Consider the following 13,928-nt stretch of genomic DNA (forward strand, 5'->3'; position numbering starts at 1 on the left):
CTTCGGTGTAAGTCATAGTCAGTCACCCCGCCTTAGCGGCGCTTCGACTTCCGGTCGTCCTTGACGTGGCCGCGGAAGGTGCGAGTCGGCGAGAACTCGCCGAGCTTGTGGCCGACCATCGACTCGGTGACGAACACCGGGACGTGAATCTTGCCGTTGTGCACCGCGATGGTGTGACCCAGCATTGCCGGGACGATCATCGAGCGACGGGACCAGGTCTTGATGACGTTCTTGGTGCCTGCCTCGTTCTGTACGTCCACCTTCTTGATGAGGTGGTCGTCGACGAAGGGCCCCTTCTTGAGACTGCGCGGCATCTAAACCCGCTCCTAGCGCTTCTTGTTCGTCTTGCGGCGGCGGACGATGTACTTGTCACTCGCCTTCTTGCGAGAACGCGTACGACCTTCCTTCTGACCCCACGGGCTGACCGGGTGGCGACCACCGGAGGTCTTGCCCTCACCACCACCGTGCGGGTGGTCGACCGGGTTCATGGCCACACCGCGGACGGTCGGGCGAACGCCCTTCCAGCGCAGACGGCCGGCCTTGCCCCAGTTGATGTTCGACTGCTCGGCGTTGCCGACCTCGCCGACGGTGGCGCGGCAGCGCACGTCGACCAGGCGGATCTCGCCGGACGGCATACGGAGGTGCGCCATGGCGCCCTCCTTCGCCAGCAGCTGCACGGAGGCACCCGCGGAGCGGGCGAACTTCGCGCCGCCGCCGGGCCGCAGCTCGATGGCGTGGATGGTCGTACCGACCGGGATGTTGCGCAGCGCCAGGTTGTTGCCGGGCTTGATGTCGGCACCGGGGCCGTTCTCAATCCGGTCGCCCTGGTTCAGGCCACGCGGGGCGATGATGTAGCGCTTCTCGCCGTCCGCGTAGTGCAGGAGCGCGATGCGCGCGGTGCGGTTGGGGTCGTACTCGATGTGAGCGACCTTGGCCGGCACGCCGTCCTTGTCGTGACGACGGAAGTCGATCACGCGGTAGGCGCGCTTGTGGCCACCGCCCTGGTGACGGACGGTCACACGACCGGTGTTGTTACGGCCGCCCTTGCTGTGCAGGGGGCGGACCAGCGACTTCTCCGGCGTGGACCGCGTGATCTCGACAAAGTCGGCGACGCTGGAGCCACGACGGCCCGGGGTCGTCGGCTTGTACTTGCGGATACCCATTTCTCAGTCCTCGTCCGATTCCGGACGATCCAGACCGCCCTTAGGCGGTCGGACCGCCGAAGATGTCGATACGGTCGCCCTCAGCGAGGGTCACGATGGCGCGCTTGGTGTCCTTGCGCTTGCCGAAACCAGCCTTGGTGCGCTTGCGCTTGCCCTGGCGGTTGATCGTGTTGACCCCGGTGACCTTGACCGAGAAGACCGCCTCGACGGCCTGCTTGATCTGGGTCTTGTTGGAGCCGGGCGCGACGATGAACGTGTACTTGTTCTCGTCGAGCAGGGCGTAGCTCTTCTCCGAGACAACCGGCTTGACGAGAACGTCACGCGGGTCCGAGAAGGTCTTGCTCGTGATCGTGGCCTCGGACATCAGGCCTCGCTCCCTTCGGTCTCAACGGCCTTGGGGCCAGACACGAAGGACTCGAGGGCGGCCTGGGTGAAGACCACGTCGTCGGATCGCATCACGTCGTACGTGTTCAGCTGGCCCGGCTCCAGGATGTGCACCTGGGGCAGGTTGCGGGCGGACAGCCACGCGGCCTCGTCGGAGCGCTCGACGATCAGGAGCAGGTTCTTGCGCTCCGAGATCTTGCCGAACAGCGTCTTGGCGGCCTTGGTGGAGATGTCACCCTCGACCACGCCGGTGACGACGTGGATACGGGCGTTGCGGGCCCGGTCGGTGAGGGCACCGCGCAGGGCGGCGGCCTTCATCTTCTTCGGGGTCCGCTGCGAGTAGTCACGCGGCTGCGGGCCGTGGACGACGCCACCGCCGGCGAACTGCGGCGCACGGGTCGAACCCTGGCGGGCGCGGCCGGTGCCCTTCTGGCGGTACGGCTTCTTGCCGCCACCACGGACTTCGCCGCGGGTCTTGGTCTTGTGCGTGCCCTGGCGGGCAGCGGCCAGCTGTGCGACAACGACCTGGTGGATCAGCGGGATGCTGACCTTGGCGTCGAAGATCTCCGCGGGGAGCTCGACGGTCCCGGCCTTGTCGCCTGCCGGCGAAAGGATGTCAATGGTGCTCATCGGTTACCTCAGGCCCCCTTGGCCGCGGTACGGACCAGGACGAGGCCGCCGTTCGGACCAGGAACCGCGCCCTTGATGAGCAGCAGGCCCTTCTCCGCGTCAACGGCGTGAACGGTCAGGTTCTGGGTGGTGACCCGCTCGTTGCCCATGCGGCCCGCCATGCGGAGGCCCTTGAACACACGGCCCGGGGTGGCGCAGCCACCGATGGAACCGGGAGAGCGGTGCTTGCGCTGGGTGCCGTGACCGGCGCCGAGGCCCTTGAAGTTGTGACGCTTCATGACACCGGCGAAGCCCTTGCCCTTGCTCTTGCCCGTGACGTCAACCTTGACGCCGGACTCGAACACCTCGGCAGTGATCTCCTGGCCCAGCGTGTACTCGCTGGCGTCAGGGGTGCGGAGCTCCACCAGGTGGCGGCGGGGGGTCACGTCGGCCTTGGCGAAGTGGCCCTTGAGGGGCTTGTTCACCTTGCGCGGGTCGATCTCGCCGAAGGCGATCTGGACCGACTCGTAGCCATCGGTGTCATTCGTACGGACCTGGGTAACGACGCAGGGCCCGGCCTTGACGACGGTCACCGGGACGACACGGTTGTTCTCGTCCCAGACCTGGGTCATGCCGAGCTTCTCGCCCAGGACACCCTTGATCTGCTTTGCCATCTCTTCCGCGCCTCTCAGAGCTTGATCTCGATGTCGACGCCGGCCGGAAGGTCCAGGCGCATCAGCGAGTCAACGGTCTTGGGCGTGGGGTCGAGGATGTCGATCAGGCGCTTGTGCGTGCGCATCTCGAAGTGCTCGCGCGAGTCCTTGTACTTGTGCGGCGACTTGATGACGCAGTACACGTTCTTCTCAGTGGGCAGCGGCACCGGGCCTGCGACCGACGCACCAGTGCGGGTCACCGTCTCGACGATCTTCTTCGCCGAAGAGTCGATGACCTCGTGGTCGTAGGCCTTGAGCCGGATGCGGATCTTCTGTCCCGCCATGGCTACTCAGTAGTCCTTTGTCTAGTGAAACGCTCTGGAACCCGGCGGGTCCTTCGATCTTCTCCGACCCACGCGGTCGGGCGTGTCGCACTCCCTCTACGAAGATCTCCCGAAGGATTTCCCAACCAAGGGGGTGCGGGCCTGGGCCGCGCATCGGGGGAAGAACACCCACCGAGTGCCTGGCCGGTACCCCGCTGACACTTCCCGGAAGATTCCCGTACGTCCGACCCGCGTGGGGTCGACGAGTACTGTGGGACTCGCTTCCGGTCCTCCCGGCGGGAGGCGCGCAGCATCGGCACTCAACCGAGCAACCCGGACAGTCTGCCACACGGGGCGTAGCCCTGGCCAATCGAGCGGAAGAGGCTACCCCTCCCCGGTAGCGTGTCAAACTGCGGCTCGCGAACCCGGCTCGTCAACAGGCCACCGTTGGCCTGCGTTCCGGGCCGCCGGAACCTCTCTTCGGCGTCCGACGGCTTCCGCCGACCGGCTCGTGCGTGTCCCGAGGGGCCGCCTGCCACCGCACGGTCAGGTCCTGGTGACCGTTCCGCACTCCTGCGGCATCTCCGCGAGGTCCCTGCTGCGGTCGTACGGGTCGACAGCCGGTCCCGTCGGGGCGGGCTCCCCGACGAGGTCCGCCGTGAACTGCGGCCGGTAGAAGCCGGCGTCCCTGCCGCAGGCGGAGTTCCCGACGCTCGATTCCCACTTGAGCACGTTCAGCTTGCCCTGGGTGCTCACCACCTTCGCCGGGTCGTACAGGACGAACGTCAGGTGCCGGCGGACCACGCTCCGCGCCACGTCCGTCGAGCCCGGCTCCGCCTTCACCAGCGGATAGACGAAGGTGTAGTCGGCGTGCACCCGCACCTCACCGCTGCGGTCCCCCTTGCCGAAGGTCATCCGGCCGCGGGTCTTGACCACATCCCCTACGAGCCGCACATGGCCCGGGTCGAAGCGGCTGAACATGACCAGCGGGTCCTGGCGCTCACCCGGCTCGCGCAGCGCCTTCTCCAGCCGGCCGCGCCCGCTCTCCTGCAGCGGGTCCAGCAGCTCCAGCGCCTCTTCCGGCCGCTCCCCCCGGAGCGTCGCCGGGTCGAGGTTGGCGGCAACGAGCACCTCCTTGGTGCTGCGGAGCGCGTGCGCGACCTGCTCCTTGCTCATCCCTCCCACGGCCTTCGCCTCGGGCGGCACGATCCCGGCGGCGCCGTCCGCCCAGCGGACGGCGGGAGACCCCCGGAAGGGGTCCTTGAGCGTCGGCCGGTCCGGGAACGCGTCCCCGGACGGCGCGGCCGTCGGGCGCGCCGTCTCCTGCGCGAGCGGCGCCACGTCGCTCTCGCCGCCGTCCGGCAGATTGTCGGTGACCAGCTCGGGCCGGACCGCGACCACGGCGACTCCGACCAGGGCGAGCACGACGGCCAGAGAGGCTTCGGCGCTTCCCCGCCGTCCCGTTCGTCTCCTGCCAGGCCGGCCCGGTCCGCCGGCCCTCCGGCTGCCCGGCGGGCATCGCCTTCCGCCCCCAGCGGCGGCGCTCGCGCCGGGCGGCCGCCTGGTCCTGCGCGCGCAGCCGCTCGGTGACCATCCGGGCGCGGGCGGACGGCTCCTTCGGCGCGCCACCCCCCGCTTCCGCCTCACGGACGAACCGCGCCCACTCCTCGTCGGAGATCTCCGGCCCGTCGCCGTGCCGCTTCTCCGGCTCGCTCGTGCCCACAGCCTGCGCCCCCTGTTGTTCTGTCGTGAACATTCCACAAATGAAATCAAAGGAGGGCAAGGGTCCGCCTCCATGCCTTGGTGATCACGTTATGCATGACCGGCGGCAATATTGGGTCGATCCCCCCTCCCCCGCGCTCCTACAGTGACCGGGCACGTCAACGTCACGGGGGGCCGATCCGTCATGCGCACGCACTATCCGCGCACACCGCACCTGCCGTGGTCGCCCGGTGCCGCGTCGGACGACGTGCGCGTGGTGGACCTGTCCGGGTTCCACGGCCGCGAGGTCGTCGTCACCGAGAAGCTCGACGGCGAGAACACGACGCTCTACGCCGACGGGCTGCACGCCCGGTCGCCGGACTCCGGGCACCATCCCTCCCGCGCCTGGGTCAAAGCCCTGCAGGGGCGTATCGGACACGGCATTCCGGACGGCTGGCGGGTGTGCGGGGAGAACATGTACGCCCGGCATTCGATCGCGTACGAGGACCTGGACAGCCTGTTCTACGGATTCTCGGTCTGGGACCGTGCGGGCCGCTGTCTGGATTGGGACCGGACCGTGGCGTTCCTGCGCGGCGTGGGGATTCCCGTGCCCGCCGTGCTGTGGCGCGGGGTCTTCGACCGGCAGGCCGAGCGGGCCCTGCGGGCGCTGAAGCTCGACACCTCGCGGCAGGAGGGATACGTCGTGCGGACCGTCGAGGGCTTCGGGGCGGCGGACTTCGGGCTGCGGGTCGCCAAGTGGGTACGGCCGGGACACGTACAGACCGACACGCACTGGATGCATGCCGCCGTGGTGGAGAACGGGCTCGGCCCCGCCGCCGCGCTGTGGGCCGTACGGTCCGGGTCCGTGCCCGATGCCGCCGCGCTGATGGACGCCGTGGGCGTGACCGACGGGAACGCGGCGGCCGCGGCCGAGGTGGCCGCGGCGCTCGGCGTACTGGGGCGGTCCGGGGACGAGCGGCTCACGGGAGTGCTCGCCGCGCTGCTGCACCGGAGCCGGAGGGGTTCGCTCGCGGCCCGGCTGGCCGCCCCGCTGGGTATGCCGGCGGCCCGACGCGTCGCCGACCTGGTCGGGCTGCATACCCGGCTGCACCGCCCCTACCCCGACGAACAGCGCAGGACCGGTCTCGTACGGATGTCCTGGGCCGTGGATCTCGGAGTGCTGCACGCCCTGGCGGGAGCGCTCGCACCCGACGCCGAGGCACGCGAGCAGGTCGACTGGTCCGCGCTGCACGCGGAGGAGGCCGGGCCGCTGGAGGGGCTGCGGGACGCGTTCGCGGCCGTGGACGCCGACGCGGCCGACCGGTGCCGGGCCGAGGCGCGCGAGGCATACGCGCAGGGCCGGATCACGACCGTCGAGGAGGCCGTCGCGGCCACCTGGCGGTGGCGGTCCGGCCGGTTCCCGAAGCTGATCCACATGGTCGGGCCGTCGGGCAGCGGGAAGAGCAGCTTCGCCCGCGCGCTCCCCGGCGTCGATGCCCATGTGTCGCTGGACGACCTGCGCGAGACCCGCGGCTCGCGCGCCGACCAGAAGGCCAACACGGATGTCCTGCGCGCCGGCCTCGACCGGCTCGACACCGCACTGGCCGAAGGTGGGACCGTGGTGTGGGACGCCACTTCCCTCAACCCGCACCAGCGTTCCCTGGTGCACGCGATCGCGCACCGCCGTGACGCGCTGACCACGCATGCGGTGGCGCTGGCCGACGCGGACGAGCTGACCCGGCGCAACGCGGGCCGGGCGCACCCGGTGCCGCCGGAGGTGCTCGGCGCGCAGCTGCACAGGTTCGTCCCGCCGTACCCCGGCCAGGCGCACCGCACCTGGTACATCGGCGCGAGCGGAACCGTCGAGGAGGAGGCATAACGGTGCGTACCAGCGAGGAGATCTACCACCGGGTCCGCTGGGACTCCCGTTTCGACCCGGCCCGGTTCGTGCTGGGCATCAACCAGCGCGGGGCCGAGCCCAAGCGGATGCCGCTGCCCGCGTTCGTACCCGGCGGCGAGATCCCGTGGCACCGGGTGCTGTTCTTCGAGGCGGACGGCGAGGTGGTCTGGGACCGCACCGCCGGTGTGGACCGTATCGACGCGACGGACGCGGGGCGGGTACGGGACCCGAGGCTGCTGCGCGCGCCCTTCTTCGCGGCCAGGACGCCGTACGCCTTCGTACGGGGCGAGTGGGTCCCCGCGCGGGCGCCCCGAGGGGTACCGGCCTCGGCGGGTCTGCGCGTACTGACCTGGAACACGCTGTGGGACCGGTACGACAGCGACCGCATCGACACCGCCCGGCGCCGCCCCCTGCTCCTGGCCGCCCTGCGCGACGCCGACGCCGACGTCATCGCACTGCAGGAGGTCGAGCCTCAGCTGCTCACCCTGCTGCTGCGGGAGCCCTGGGTACAGGGCGGCTGCACGCTCTCCACCGATCCGGCCGGGAAGGACGTCGACGACAGCGGGGTGCTGCTGCTCAGCAGGCTTCCCGTACGGGAGGCGGGCCTGCATGTCCTCGGTCCGCACAAGGCGGTCGCCGCGCTCGTCGTCGACACGGCCGCGGGTCCCCTCACGATCGCCGCGACGCATCTGAGCAGTGACCACTCCGAGAACGGCCCGGCCCGGCGCACCGCAGAACTGACCCGGCTCGCCGAGGGGTTGGCGGGTGTCGAGGGCGACCTGGTGCTGATGGGCGACTTCAACGACGGCGGCGACGCCCCGGAGGCGACGCTCGGGATGCGGGACGCGTGGAGCGACGTTCATGGGGTCGGCGACCGTACGCCGACCTTCGACCCGGGCGTCAACCCGCTGGCCGCGGTGTCCTCCCTGTCGGGGCGGGCCTCACGGCTGGACCGGGTGCTGCTGCGCGCGCAGAGGCTGCGGACCGACGAGGCGCTGCTGCGGGGGGACACACCGGAGGCGGACGGGCTGTACGTCTCCGACCACTACGGCGTCGAGGCGTATCTGAGCCTGGACGGCTACGAGCCGGGCGGCGTCCTCGCCGTACGACCGACGGCCCGTACGGCCGTGGCCTGGATTCCCCCGCAGGAGCTGTGGCCGCCCATCCAGCACATCCGCAGGGAACACGATCGCCAGATCCGCCGCTGGCCGCCGCATGTCAACGTGCTCTTCGGCTTCGTACCGGAGTCCGACTTCGAACGGGCGGCCCCGCTGCTCGCCGCGGCAGCGGCCGAGACACCGGCGTTCACTGCCAAGCTCGAGGGGGTGGACTGGTTCAGGCACCGGGAGGACTCCACCGTCTGGCTCGACCCGGCGGCGGACGGCGAGGAGCCCTGGGCCCGGCTGCACCACGCGCTGGAGCAGCGGTTCCCGCGCTGCGGGGGACGCGCCGAGGGCTTCACCCCGCACCTCTCCTTGGGCAGGACCCGGGATCCTCACCGGCTCGCCGCCCACTGCGCCGCCCTGCTCGACGGCATGACGGCCCAGGTCGGGAAGCTGGTGCTGCTGTCCCGCCGTGGCGACGAGCCGATGTGCGTACGGGCGACGGTCGCACTGGGAACGGGCGAGGTGCGCTGGCTCGCGGACCCTCCGGCCGCCGCGACCGGCGACCGCGGTGCCGCGGACGGCGGGCTGACTGACGCGCGCGCCGACGCCGTCTTCGGCACCCGGGGCTGGGGCCGGGCAGCGGACGGGGAAGCCACCCCGCGGCAGGCTTCGGACACCGGGACGGCGGGGGCCGGCTCCCCCGCACCGGGCGGGGGCGCGCCCACCGGCACGGCCGACGCGCAGGCCGCGGGCCACACGAGCAGCCGCGCGGCTCGCACACGCGGCAGCGGCGGCACGGGCACGGGCACAACCGATGTCCGGACGGCCTCGGGCCGTAGGTCCGCGGGCCTCCCGAGCCCGGCCACCGGATTGGCACATGTGCCGACCGCGGACCACGCACCCGGGAACGGCCCGGGTGCCGGGGCACCCGCGGGCGAGGCCCACGCCGAATCGATCACGCGGTGTGTCTCGGAGGCGCTCGGCGACGGGATCGTCCACGTCGTCGGCTCCCGGCGCATGGGATGCGCCCTGCCCGGCGCGGACCTGGACCTCGTGGTTGCGCTGCCGGGCGAGGCCGGTCTCGCCGGGGTACGGGCCCGGGTCGCGGCGGCGCTGCCGGGGGCGACCGGGCTGCGTGAGGTGGTCGGGGCGAGAGTCCCCGGTCTGCGGCTCGAGGTCGACGGCCTGGGCGTGGACCTGGTCGTCGTGGCCACCGGGGCGATGGACCCGGCTCAAGCGGTCGACCGCCGCACCGAGTTGGGCGGGGCGGCCGCCACCGCGCTGAGCTCGGTCAGCGACGCGGACGCCGTGCTCGGCCTGGCCGCCGGCCATCGGACCGCCTTCACCCGGCTGGCCCGGGAGGTCAAGGCCTGGGCGAAGGCCCGTGGCCTGGACTCGGCTCCCTTCGGAGGGCTGCCGGGCCTCGCCTGGGCCGTGCTCGCGGCGCACACCGTCCGTGCGGCCCCTGGTCTGCCGCCGGCCGGCCTGCTGCGGCAGTTCTTCGCGACATGGGCGGCCTGGGACTGGCGCGAGCCGGTCGGCGGCCCGGCATCCCCGCTGCCGGTCACCGTCATGACGCCGACCCGGCCGGTCCGGTCCTGCACGGACCAGGTGACGGCGGGCGGCCGGGACCTGCTCACCCAGGAGCTGTTCCGGGCATGGGAGGTCCTGGAGTCGGCCGCGGACCCGTGGCCCGAGCTGCTCTCCCCGCCGCCCCTGCACCGCCGCCACGCGGCCTGGGCGGTCGCCACCGTGCTCCCGGGCCCCGACGAGGGCCGCGTACGGGGCCGGATGCGCGCGCTGCTCACCGCCTTGGAGGAGGCCGGTGTCCCGGACGCCCACGCCTGGCCGCGCCCCTTCACCACCGACCCCGTCCGGTACGCCATCGGCCTCGGCGCCACCCCGGCGGACGGCACCCGTATCGCCGAGATCGCCGGACTCTGGCTGCGGGGACTGCGCGGCGCCACCCTCACCGCCGTGGCGGGAGGCGAGGTCCCGACCCTGCGATGACCGGCCGGCACGGCGCCACCGCACCCGGTCGGGCCCGCCGGGCTCCGCAGCCCGGCGGGGCCACGGAGCGTCCAGCCGGACGAGCCGGACGAGCCGGACCCGGGACCGGCACGGCCGGTGCATGCTCTGCACAGCGGTGCGCTGCGCGGGCCTGCCGCACGCCGGACGCCGGACACCGACCGCCGCGGTCCCGGCGGCGTATCGTCGCAACCGCGACCGCCCCGCACCCTGCTGTCCGCCGAGGACCGCGATGCGAATCCCGGCATCAGGCACCCGGCTCGATCTCCGGCTCACCGGGACCCGGACCTTCGGCAACGGGGTCGCCCTCCTCAACTATCGCCGCTCCGCAGCGGAATTGACGGACCGACAGCCCCCTTCGGCGGCAAGGCCCGCTCCCCTTCGGACATCACACACCCGGAGGCAACCCCGCCTGCCCGCTTTCCGTCTGACTGAGCGCGGAACGGCTCCGACCAGCCTGTCCGTCGCCTGGACACATCACGGTACGCAGACGGGGGCATGACACGGCCCGCCCGCTGCGGGGGAAGCGGACGGAGCACCCATGAACGACGAAGCCGGCCTTGCGCTGCCCGGAAACGTGAGAGCGACTCAGGGGCAGACGTCCGGCGGCGGGCAGCAGTCCGGGGCGGCACCCCGCCCAAGAGCCCCCCGGCGCCGCAGTGTCGTCGCCGCGCTCACCGCCCTCCTGGCGACCGGCGCCGCCGGCGCCGTCACCTCCTGCACCGTGCCCGCCCCGCGCCGCGGCGGACCCGTGGCCGATCCCGCGCCCGGCATTCCCATAGCCGGATCGCGGCGCGCACAGCTGATGCAGTTCCTGGCGCACCCGGACGACGACCTGTACTTCATGAACCCGGACGCCCAGCAGATGCTGGACTCCGGGGTGCCGCTGGTCTGTGTGTACGTCACCGCGGGCGAGGCCAACGGCATCAACCGGCCCCCGGGGCAGCCGAAGCCGGCCCCCGACAAGAACGCGTACTCGTCGGCCCGGCACCAGGGCCTGCGCCAGGCCTATGCCACGCTGCTCGGCCTGGACAAGTTCACCGACTGGCACAAGGGCGTCGTCGCACTCCGCGGCGACCAGCGCGCCGAGATCAACACGCTCGCCAACGGTGGCCGCAGCGTCGAGCTGATCTTCCTCAATCTCGCCATGCACACGCCCGACGGCCGCCGCCTCGGAATCCCGAGCCTGTGGCGGGACCGGGGGCTGCAGCTGCCGACCGTCGTCGCCGACGACTCCCCGGCACGGAAAGCCGGCTCGTACGACTACGACCAGCTCATCGACGTCCTCGTCGGGCTGCTGGACCGCTACCGGCCCACCGTCGTGCAGACACTCGACCCCGACCCGGACATCCAGCACAGCGACGAGGCGACCCGCAAGAGGGACAGCGAGCAGCCCGGCTACTCCGACCACCCCGACCACACCGCCGTGGCCTGCTTCAGCTGGGCCGCCCTGGTGCACTGGGTCGCCGAGTCCACGCAGGACGGCGGCGAGGTGCCCGGCTTCGCCGCCACCGCCTTCCGCGGCTACTACAACCGCCACTGGCCGAAGAACCTCCCGCCGGCCGTGCTCGACCGGAAGGCCGCGAACCTCGTGCCGTACGGCGGTGACGCCGGCTGGGACTGCGGCAACGCGGGCGGCTGCGGTGACTACGGCGTCGGCGGCAAACGTCCGCTCCTGAACAAGAAGGGCTGGGTCCGCTCCACCCACCACCGCTACCCGGGCACCCGCACCGCCGTGTCCGCCGAGCCGGACGGCAGGCTCGCCGCGTACGGCGTGCTCGGGCTGCGCGCCGTGCGCTGGCGCGAGACCGGGCGCGGCACCGGGCGCTGGGGCGCTCCCGACGACCTCGGCGGCGGACCGCTCGCCCCGACCCTCGGCACGGCCGTGCTGGAGGACGGCCGCCAACTGCTGTTCGGGCTGCGGTTCGAGGCGATCAGCGGGCACGGCGGGCCCAACTCCCGCGAGATCGTGCTGCTGGAACAGCGTTCGGCGGGCGGCCCGTTCCTCGCGTGGAGAGGGCTCGGCAACCCGGAGCGGGTCGATGACCGGGGGCGGCGGATCGGCGTCCCCGTGGCGGCAACCGCTCCCGACGGCCGCGTGCACCTGTTCGTGCGCAACGCGGACAAGGGCGTCAGCACACGGGTCCGGGAGGCCGACGGCAGCTGGAGCGGCTGGCAGGACCTCGGCGGCGGCGAGACCCAGGACGCCCTGACGACCACGGTGGACACCGAGGGTCGTGTCCATGTCTTCGGCGCGGGCCGCACCGGCGTCCACCACTGGACGCAGAACCACCCCGGTGGTCCCCTGACGCACCGCCGGGACAGCGGGCTGCCGCTCGCCGTCGAGGCCCCCGCCGCGCTGCCGGCCCCGGACGGTTCGGTCCGGCTGTTCTACCGTTCGGAGCGGACGTGGCAGCCGGAGTTCCCTGATGACGGCCGCGGCACGGCCTCACCCGAGCTGACCGCGATCAGCGCCGACGGCGAGCAGTTGCCGGCCGTGCGCTTCGACGGATACGGGCCGGTCGTCGCGGCCGGCAGCCGGGAAGGATCCCTGCTGCTCGGCCGGGATCTGCGCGGCCGGATCCAACTGCACCACGCGGGGAAGCTGTTGACGCGTACGAACGGGCCCCTGGCGCTGGACGTGCCGGCCCTGCGGGTCACGACCGAGGGGGCGACCCTCGTCGGACTCGGCCCGGACGCGCACCCGTGGACCTGGGCGCCGCGGACCGGCGCCGCCGGCTGAGCAGGTACGGCGACACGACGAAGGGCCCCGCACCTCTCGGTGCGGGGCCCTTCTTGCAGCTCAGCGAGCTGCCAGGTCAAACGATCAGCAATTACTTGGTGATCTTGACGACCTGGCCGGCGCCGACGGTCCGGCCACCCTCACGGATGGCGAACTTCAGGCCCTCCTCCATGGCGACCGGCTGGATCAGCGCGACGGTCATGGAGGTGTTGTCGCCCGGCATGACCATCTCGGTGCCCTCGGGGAGGGTCACCACGCCGGTCACGTCCGTGGTACGGAAGTAGAACTGCGGGCGGTAGTTGTTGAAGAAGGGGGTGTGACGGCCACCCTCGTCCTTCGACAGGATGTAGGCCTGGGCCTCGAACTCGGTGTGCGGCGTGACCGAACCGGGCTTGATGATGACCTGGCCGCGCTCGACGTCCTCGCGCTTGATGCCACGGAGGAGCAGACCGACGTTCTCACCGGCCTGGCCCTCATCGAGCAGCTTGCGGAACATCTCGATGCCGGTGACCGTGGTGGTGGTCTTCTCCGGCTTGATACCGACGATGTCGACGGTCTCGTTGACCTTGAGGACACCACGCTCGATACGGCCGGTGACGACGGTGCCACGACCGGTGATCGTGAAGACGTCCTCGATCGGCATCAGGAACGGCTTGTCGACGTCACGCTCGGGCTGCGGGATCGCCTCGTCGACGGCGGCCATCAGGTTCAGGACCGACTGGCCCCACTCCTTGTCGCCCTCGAGCGCCTTGAGCGCCGAGACCTTGACGACCGGCAGGTCGTCGCCCGGGAACTCGTACTCGGAGAGGAGCTCACGCACCTCGAGCTCGACGAGCTCCAGGATCTCCTCGTCGTCCACCATGTCGGCCTTGTTCAGGGCGACGACGATGTACGGAACGCCGACCTGGCGGGCCAGGAGCACGTGCTCCTTGGTCTGCGGCATCGGGCCGTCGGTGGCGGCGACCACGAGGATGGCGCCGTCCATCTGGGCAGCACCGGTGATCATGTTCTTGATGTAGTCCGCGTGACCGGGGCAGTCGACGTGGGCGTAGTGACGCGACTCGGTCTGGTACTCGACGTGCGCGATGGAGATGGTGATACCACGCTGACGCTCTTCGGGCGCCTTGTCGATCTGGTCGAAGGCCGAGGCCTCGTTCAGGTCCGGGAACGCGTCATGCAGCACCTTGGTAATGGCGGCCGTGAGGGTCGTCTTACCGTGGTCGATGTGACCGATGGTGCCGATGTTGACGTGCGGCTTAGTCCGCTCGAACTTCGCCTTCGCCACTGGGGTCCTCCTGTGGAGTGGTTCTGTACGCCT

General features: G+C 71.5%; 11 protein-coding genes. 3 read left to right on the forward strand and 8 right to left on the reverse strand.

Annotated elements, in window-relative coordinates; translation table 11 throughout:
- Nucleotides 1–32: 32 nt before the first annotated feature.
- The 7 genes from rpsS to OHS70_RS14885 all read right to left on the reverse strand — a co-directional run bounded on the left by rpsS (nucleotide 33) and on the right by OHS70_RS14885 (nucleotide 4,557).
- Complete coding sequence (gene rpsS, locus OHS70_RS14855; protein ID WP_030351437.1) at nucleotides 33–314, reverse strand: 30S ribosomal protein S19; 282 nt, start codon at nucleotides 312–314, stop codon at nucleotides 33–35.
- A 12-nt stretch (nucleotides 315–326) separates the two neighbouring features.
- Nucleotides 327–1,163 carry a 50S ribosomal protein L2 gene (gene rplB, locus OHS70_RS14860; protein WP_328397599.1) on the reverse strand — a complete coding sequence of 279 codons (837 nt, stop codon included), beginning with the start codon at nucleotides 1,161–1,163 and terminating at the stop codon, nucleotides 327–329.
- A 40-nt stretch (nucleotides 1,164–1,203) separates the two neighbouring features.
- The gene (rplW, locus tag OHS70_RS14865; RefSeq protein ID WP_328397601.1) at nucleotides 1,204–1,527 is read right to left on the reverse strand and encodes a 50S ribosomal protein L23; all 324 of its coding nucleotides are present in this window, start codon (nucleotides 1,525–1,527) and stop codon (nucleotides 1,204–1,206) included.
- Nucleotides 1,527–2,177 carry a 50S ribosomal protein L4 gene (gene rplD / locus OHS70_RS14870; protein WP_328397603.1) on the reverse strand — a complete coding sequence of 217 codons (651 nt, stop codon included), beginning with the start codon at nucleotides 2,175–2,177 and terminating at the stop codon, nucleotides 1,527–1,529. Before rplD ends, rplW begins: the two co-directional genes overlap by 1 nt.
- A gap of 8 nt (nucleotides 2,178–2,185) precedes the next feature.
- Complete coding sequence (gene rplC / locus OHS70_RS14875; RefSeq protein WP_328397605.1) at nucleotides 2,186–2,830, reverse strand: 50S ribosomal protein L3; 645 nt, start codon at nucleotides 2,828–2,830, stop codon at nucleotides 2,186–2,188.
- Between the two features lie 14 nt (nucleotides 2,831–2,844).
- Nucleotides 2,845–3,153 (reverse strand): 30S ribosomal protein S10, encoded by a 309-nt coding sequence (rpsJ, locus tag OHS70_RS14880; protein WP_003948644.1) that lies wholly within the window; start codon nucleotides 3,151–3,153, stop codon nucleotides 2,845–2,847.
- A 525-nt stretch (nucleotides 3,154–3,678) separates the two neighbouring features.
- Nucleotides 3,679–4,557 carry a hypothetical protein gene (locus tag OHS70_RS14885; protein WP_328397607.1) on the reverse strand — a complete coding sequence of 293 codons (879 nt, stop codon included), beginning with the start codon at nucleotides 4,555–4,557 and terminating at the stop codon, nucleotides 3,679–3,681.
- Nucleotides 4,558–5,038: 481 nt separating this feature from the next.
- Here OHS70_RS14885 and OHS70_RS14890 point away from each other — a divergent pair, with 481 nt between their 5' ends.
- The 3 genes from OHS70_RS14890 (at nucleotide 5,039) to OHS70_RS14900 (ending at nucleotide 12,610) form a co-directional block, all read left to right on the forward strand.
- Nucleotides 5,039–6,712: an RNA ligase family protein gene (locus OHS70_RS14890; RefSeq protein ID WP_328397609.1), complete on the forward strand. Its 1,674-nt coding sequence runs from the start codon at nucleotides 5,039–5,041 to the stop codon at nucleotides 6,710–6,712.
- A gap of 2 nt (nucleotides 6,713–6,714) precedes the next feature.
- Nucleotides 6,715–9,849: a poly(A) polymerase gene (locus OHS70_RS14895; RefSeq protein WP_328397611.1), complete on the forward strand. Its 3,135-nt coding sequence runs from the start codon at nucleotides 6,715–6,717 to the stop codon at nucleotides 9,847–9,849.
- A 559-nt stretch (nucleotides 9,850–10,408) separates the two neighbouring features.
- Entirely contained in the window at nucleotides 10,409–12,610 is a 2,202-nt protein-coding gene (locus OHS70_RS14900; protein WP_328397613.1) for a PIG-L family deacetylase, read from the forward strand.
- A 91-nt stretch (nucleotides 12,611–12,701) separates the two neighbouring features.
- On the opposite strand, the gene tuf is transcribed toward OHS70_RS14900, so the two are convergent.
- Nucleotides 12,702–13,895, reverse strand: coding sequence for an elongation factor Tu (tuf, locus tag OHS70_RS14905; protein ID WP_328397615.1), 1,194 nt, complete (start codon nucleotides 13,893–13,895; stop codon nucleotides 12,702–12,704).
- Nucleotides 13,896–13,928: the final 33 nt, after the last annotated feature.

The sequence above is a fragment of the Streptomyces sp. NBC_00390 genome (assembly GCF_036057275.1).
Lineage (GTDB): Bacteria > Actinomycetota > Actinomycetes > Streptomycetales > Streptomycetaceae > Streptomyces.

Coding starts and splice junctions, on each gene's coding strand:
- rpsS (WP_030351437.1), bottom strand. CDS start 314: ATGCCGCGCAGTCTCAAGAAGGGGCCCTTCGTCGACGACCACCTCATC.
- rplB (WP_328397599.1), bottom strand. CDS start 1,163: ATGGGTATCCGCAAGTACAAGCCGACGACCCCGGGCCGTCGTGGCTCC.
- rplW (WP_328397601.1), bottom strand. CDS start 1,527: ATGTCCGAGGCCACGATCACGAGCAAGACCTTCTCGGACCCGCGTGAC.
- rplD (WP_328397603.1), bottom strand. CDS start 2,177: ATGAGCACCATTGACATCCTTTCGCCGGCAGGCGACAAGGCCGGGACC.
- rplC (WP_328397605.1), bottom strand. CDS start 2,830: ATGGCAAAGCAGATCAAGGGTGTCCTGGGCGAGAAGCTCGGCATGACC.
- rpsJ (WP_003948644.1), bottom strand. CDS start 3,153: ATGGCGGGACAGAAGATCCGCATCCGGCTCAAGGCCTACGACCACGAG.
- OHS70_RS14890 (WP_328397609.1), top strand. CDS start 5,039: ATGCGCACGCACTATCCGCGCACACCGCACCTGCCGTGGTCGCCCGGT.
- OHS70_RS14900 (WP_328397613.1), top strand. CDS start 10,409: ATGAACGACGAAGCCGGCCTTGCGCTGCCCGGAAACGTGAGAGCGACT.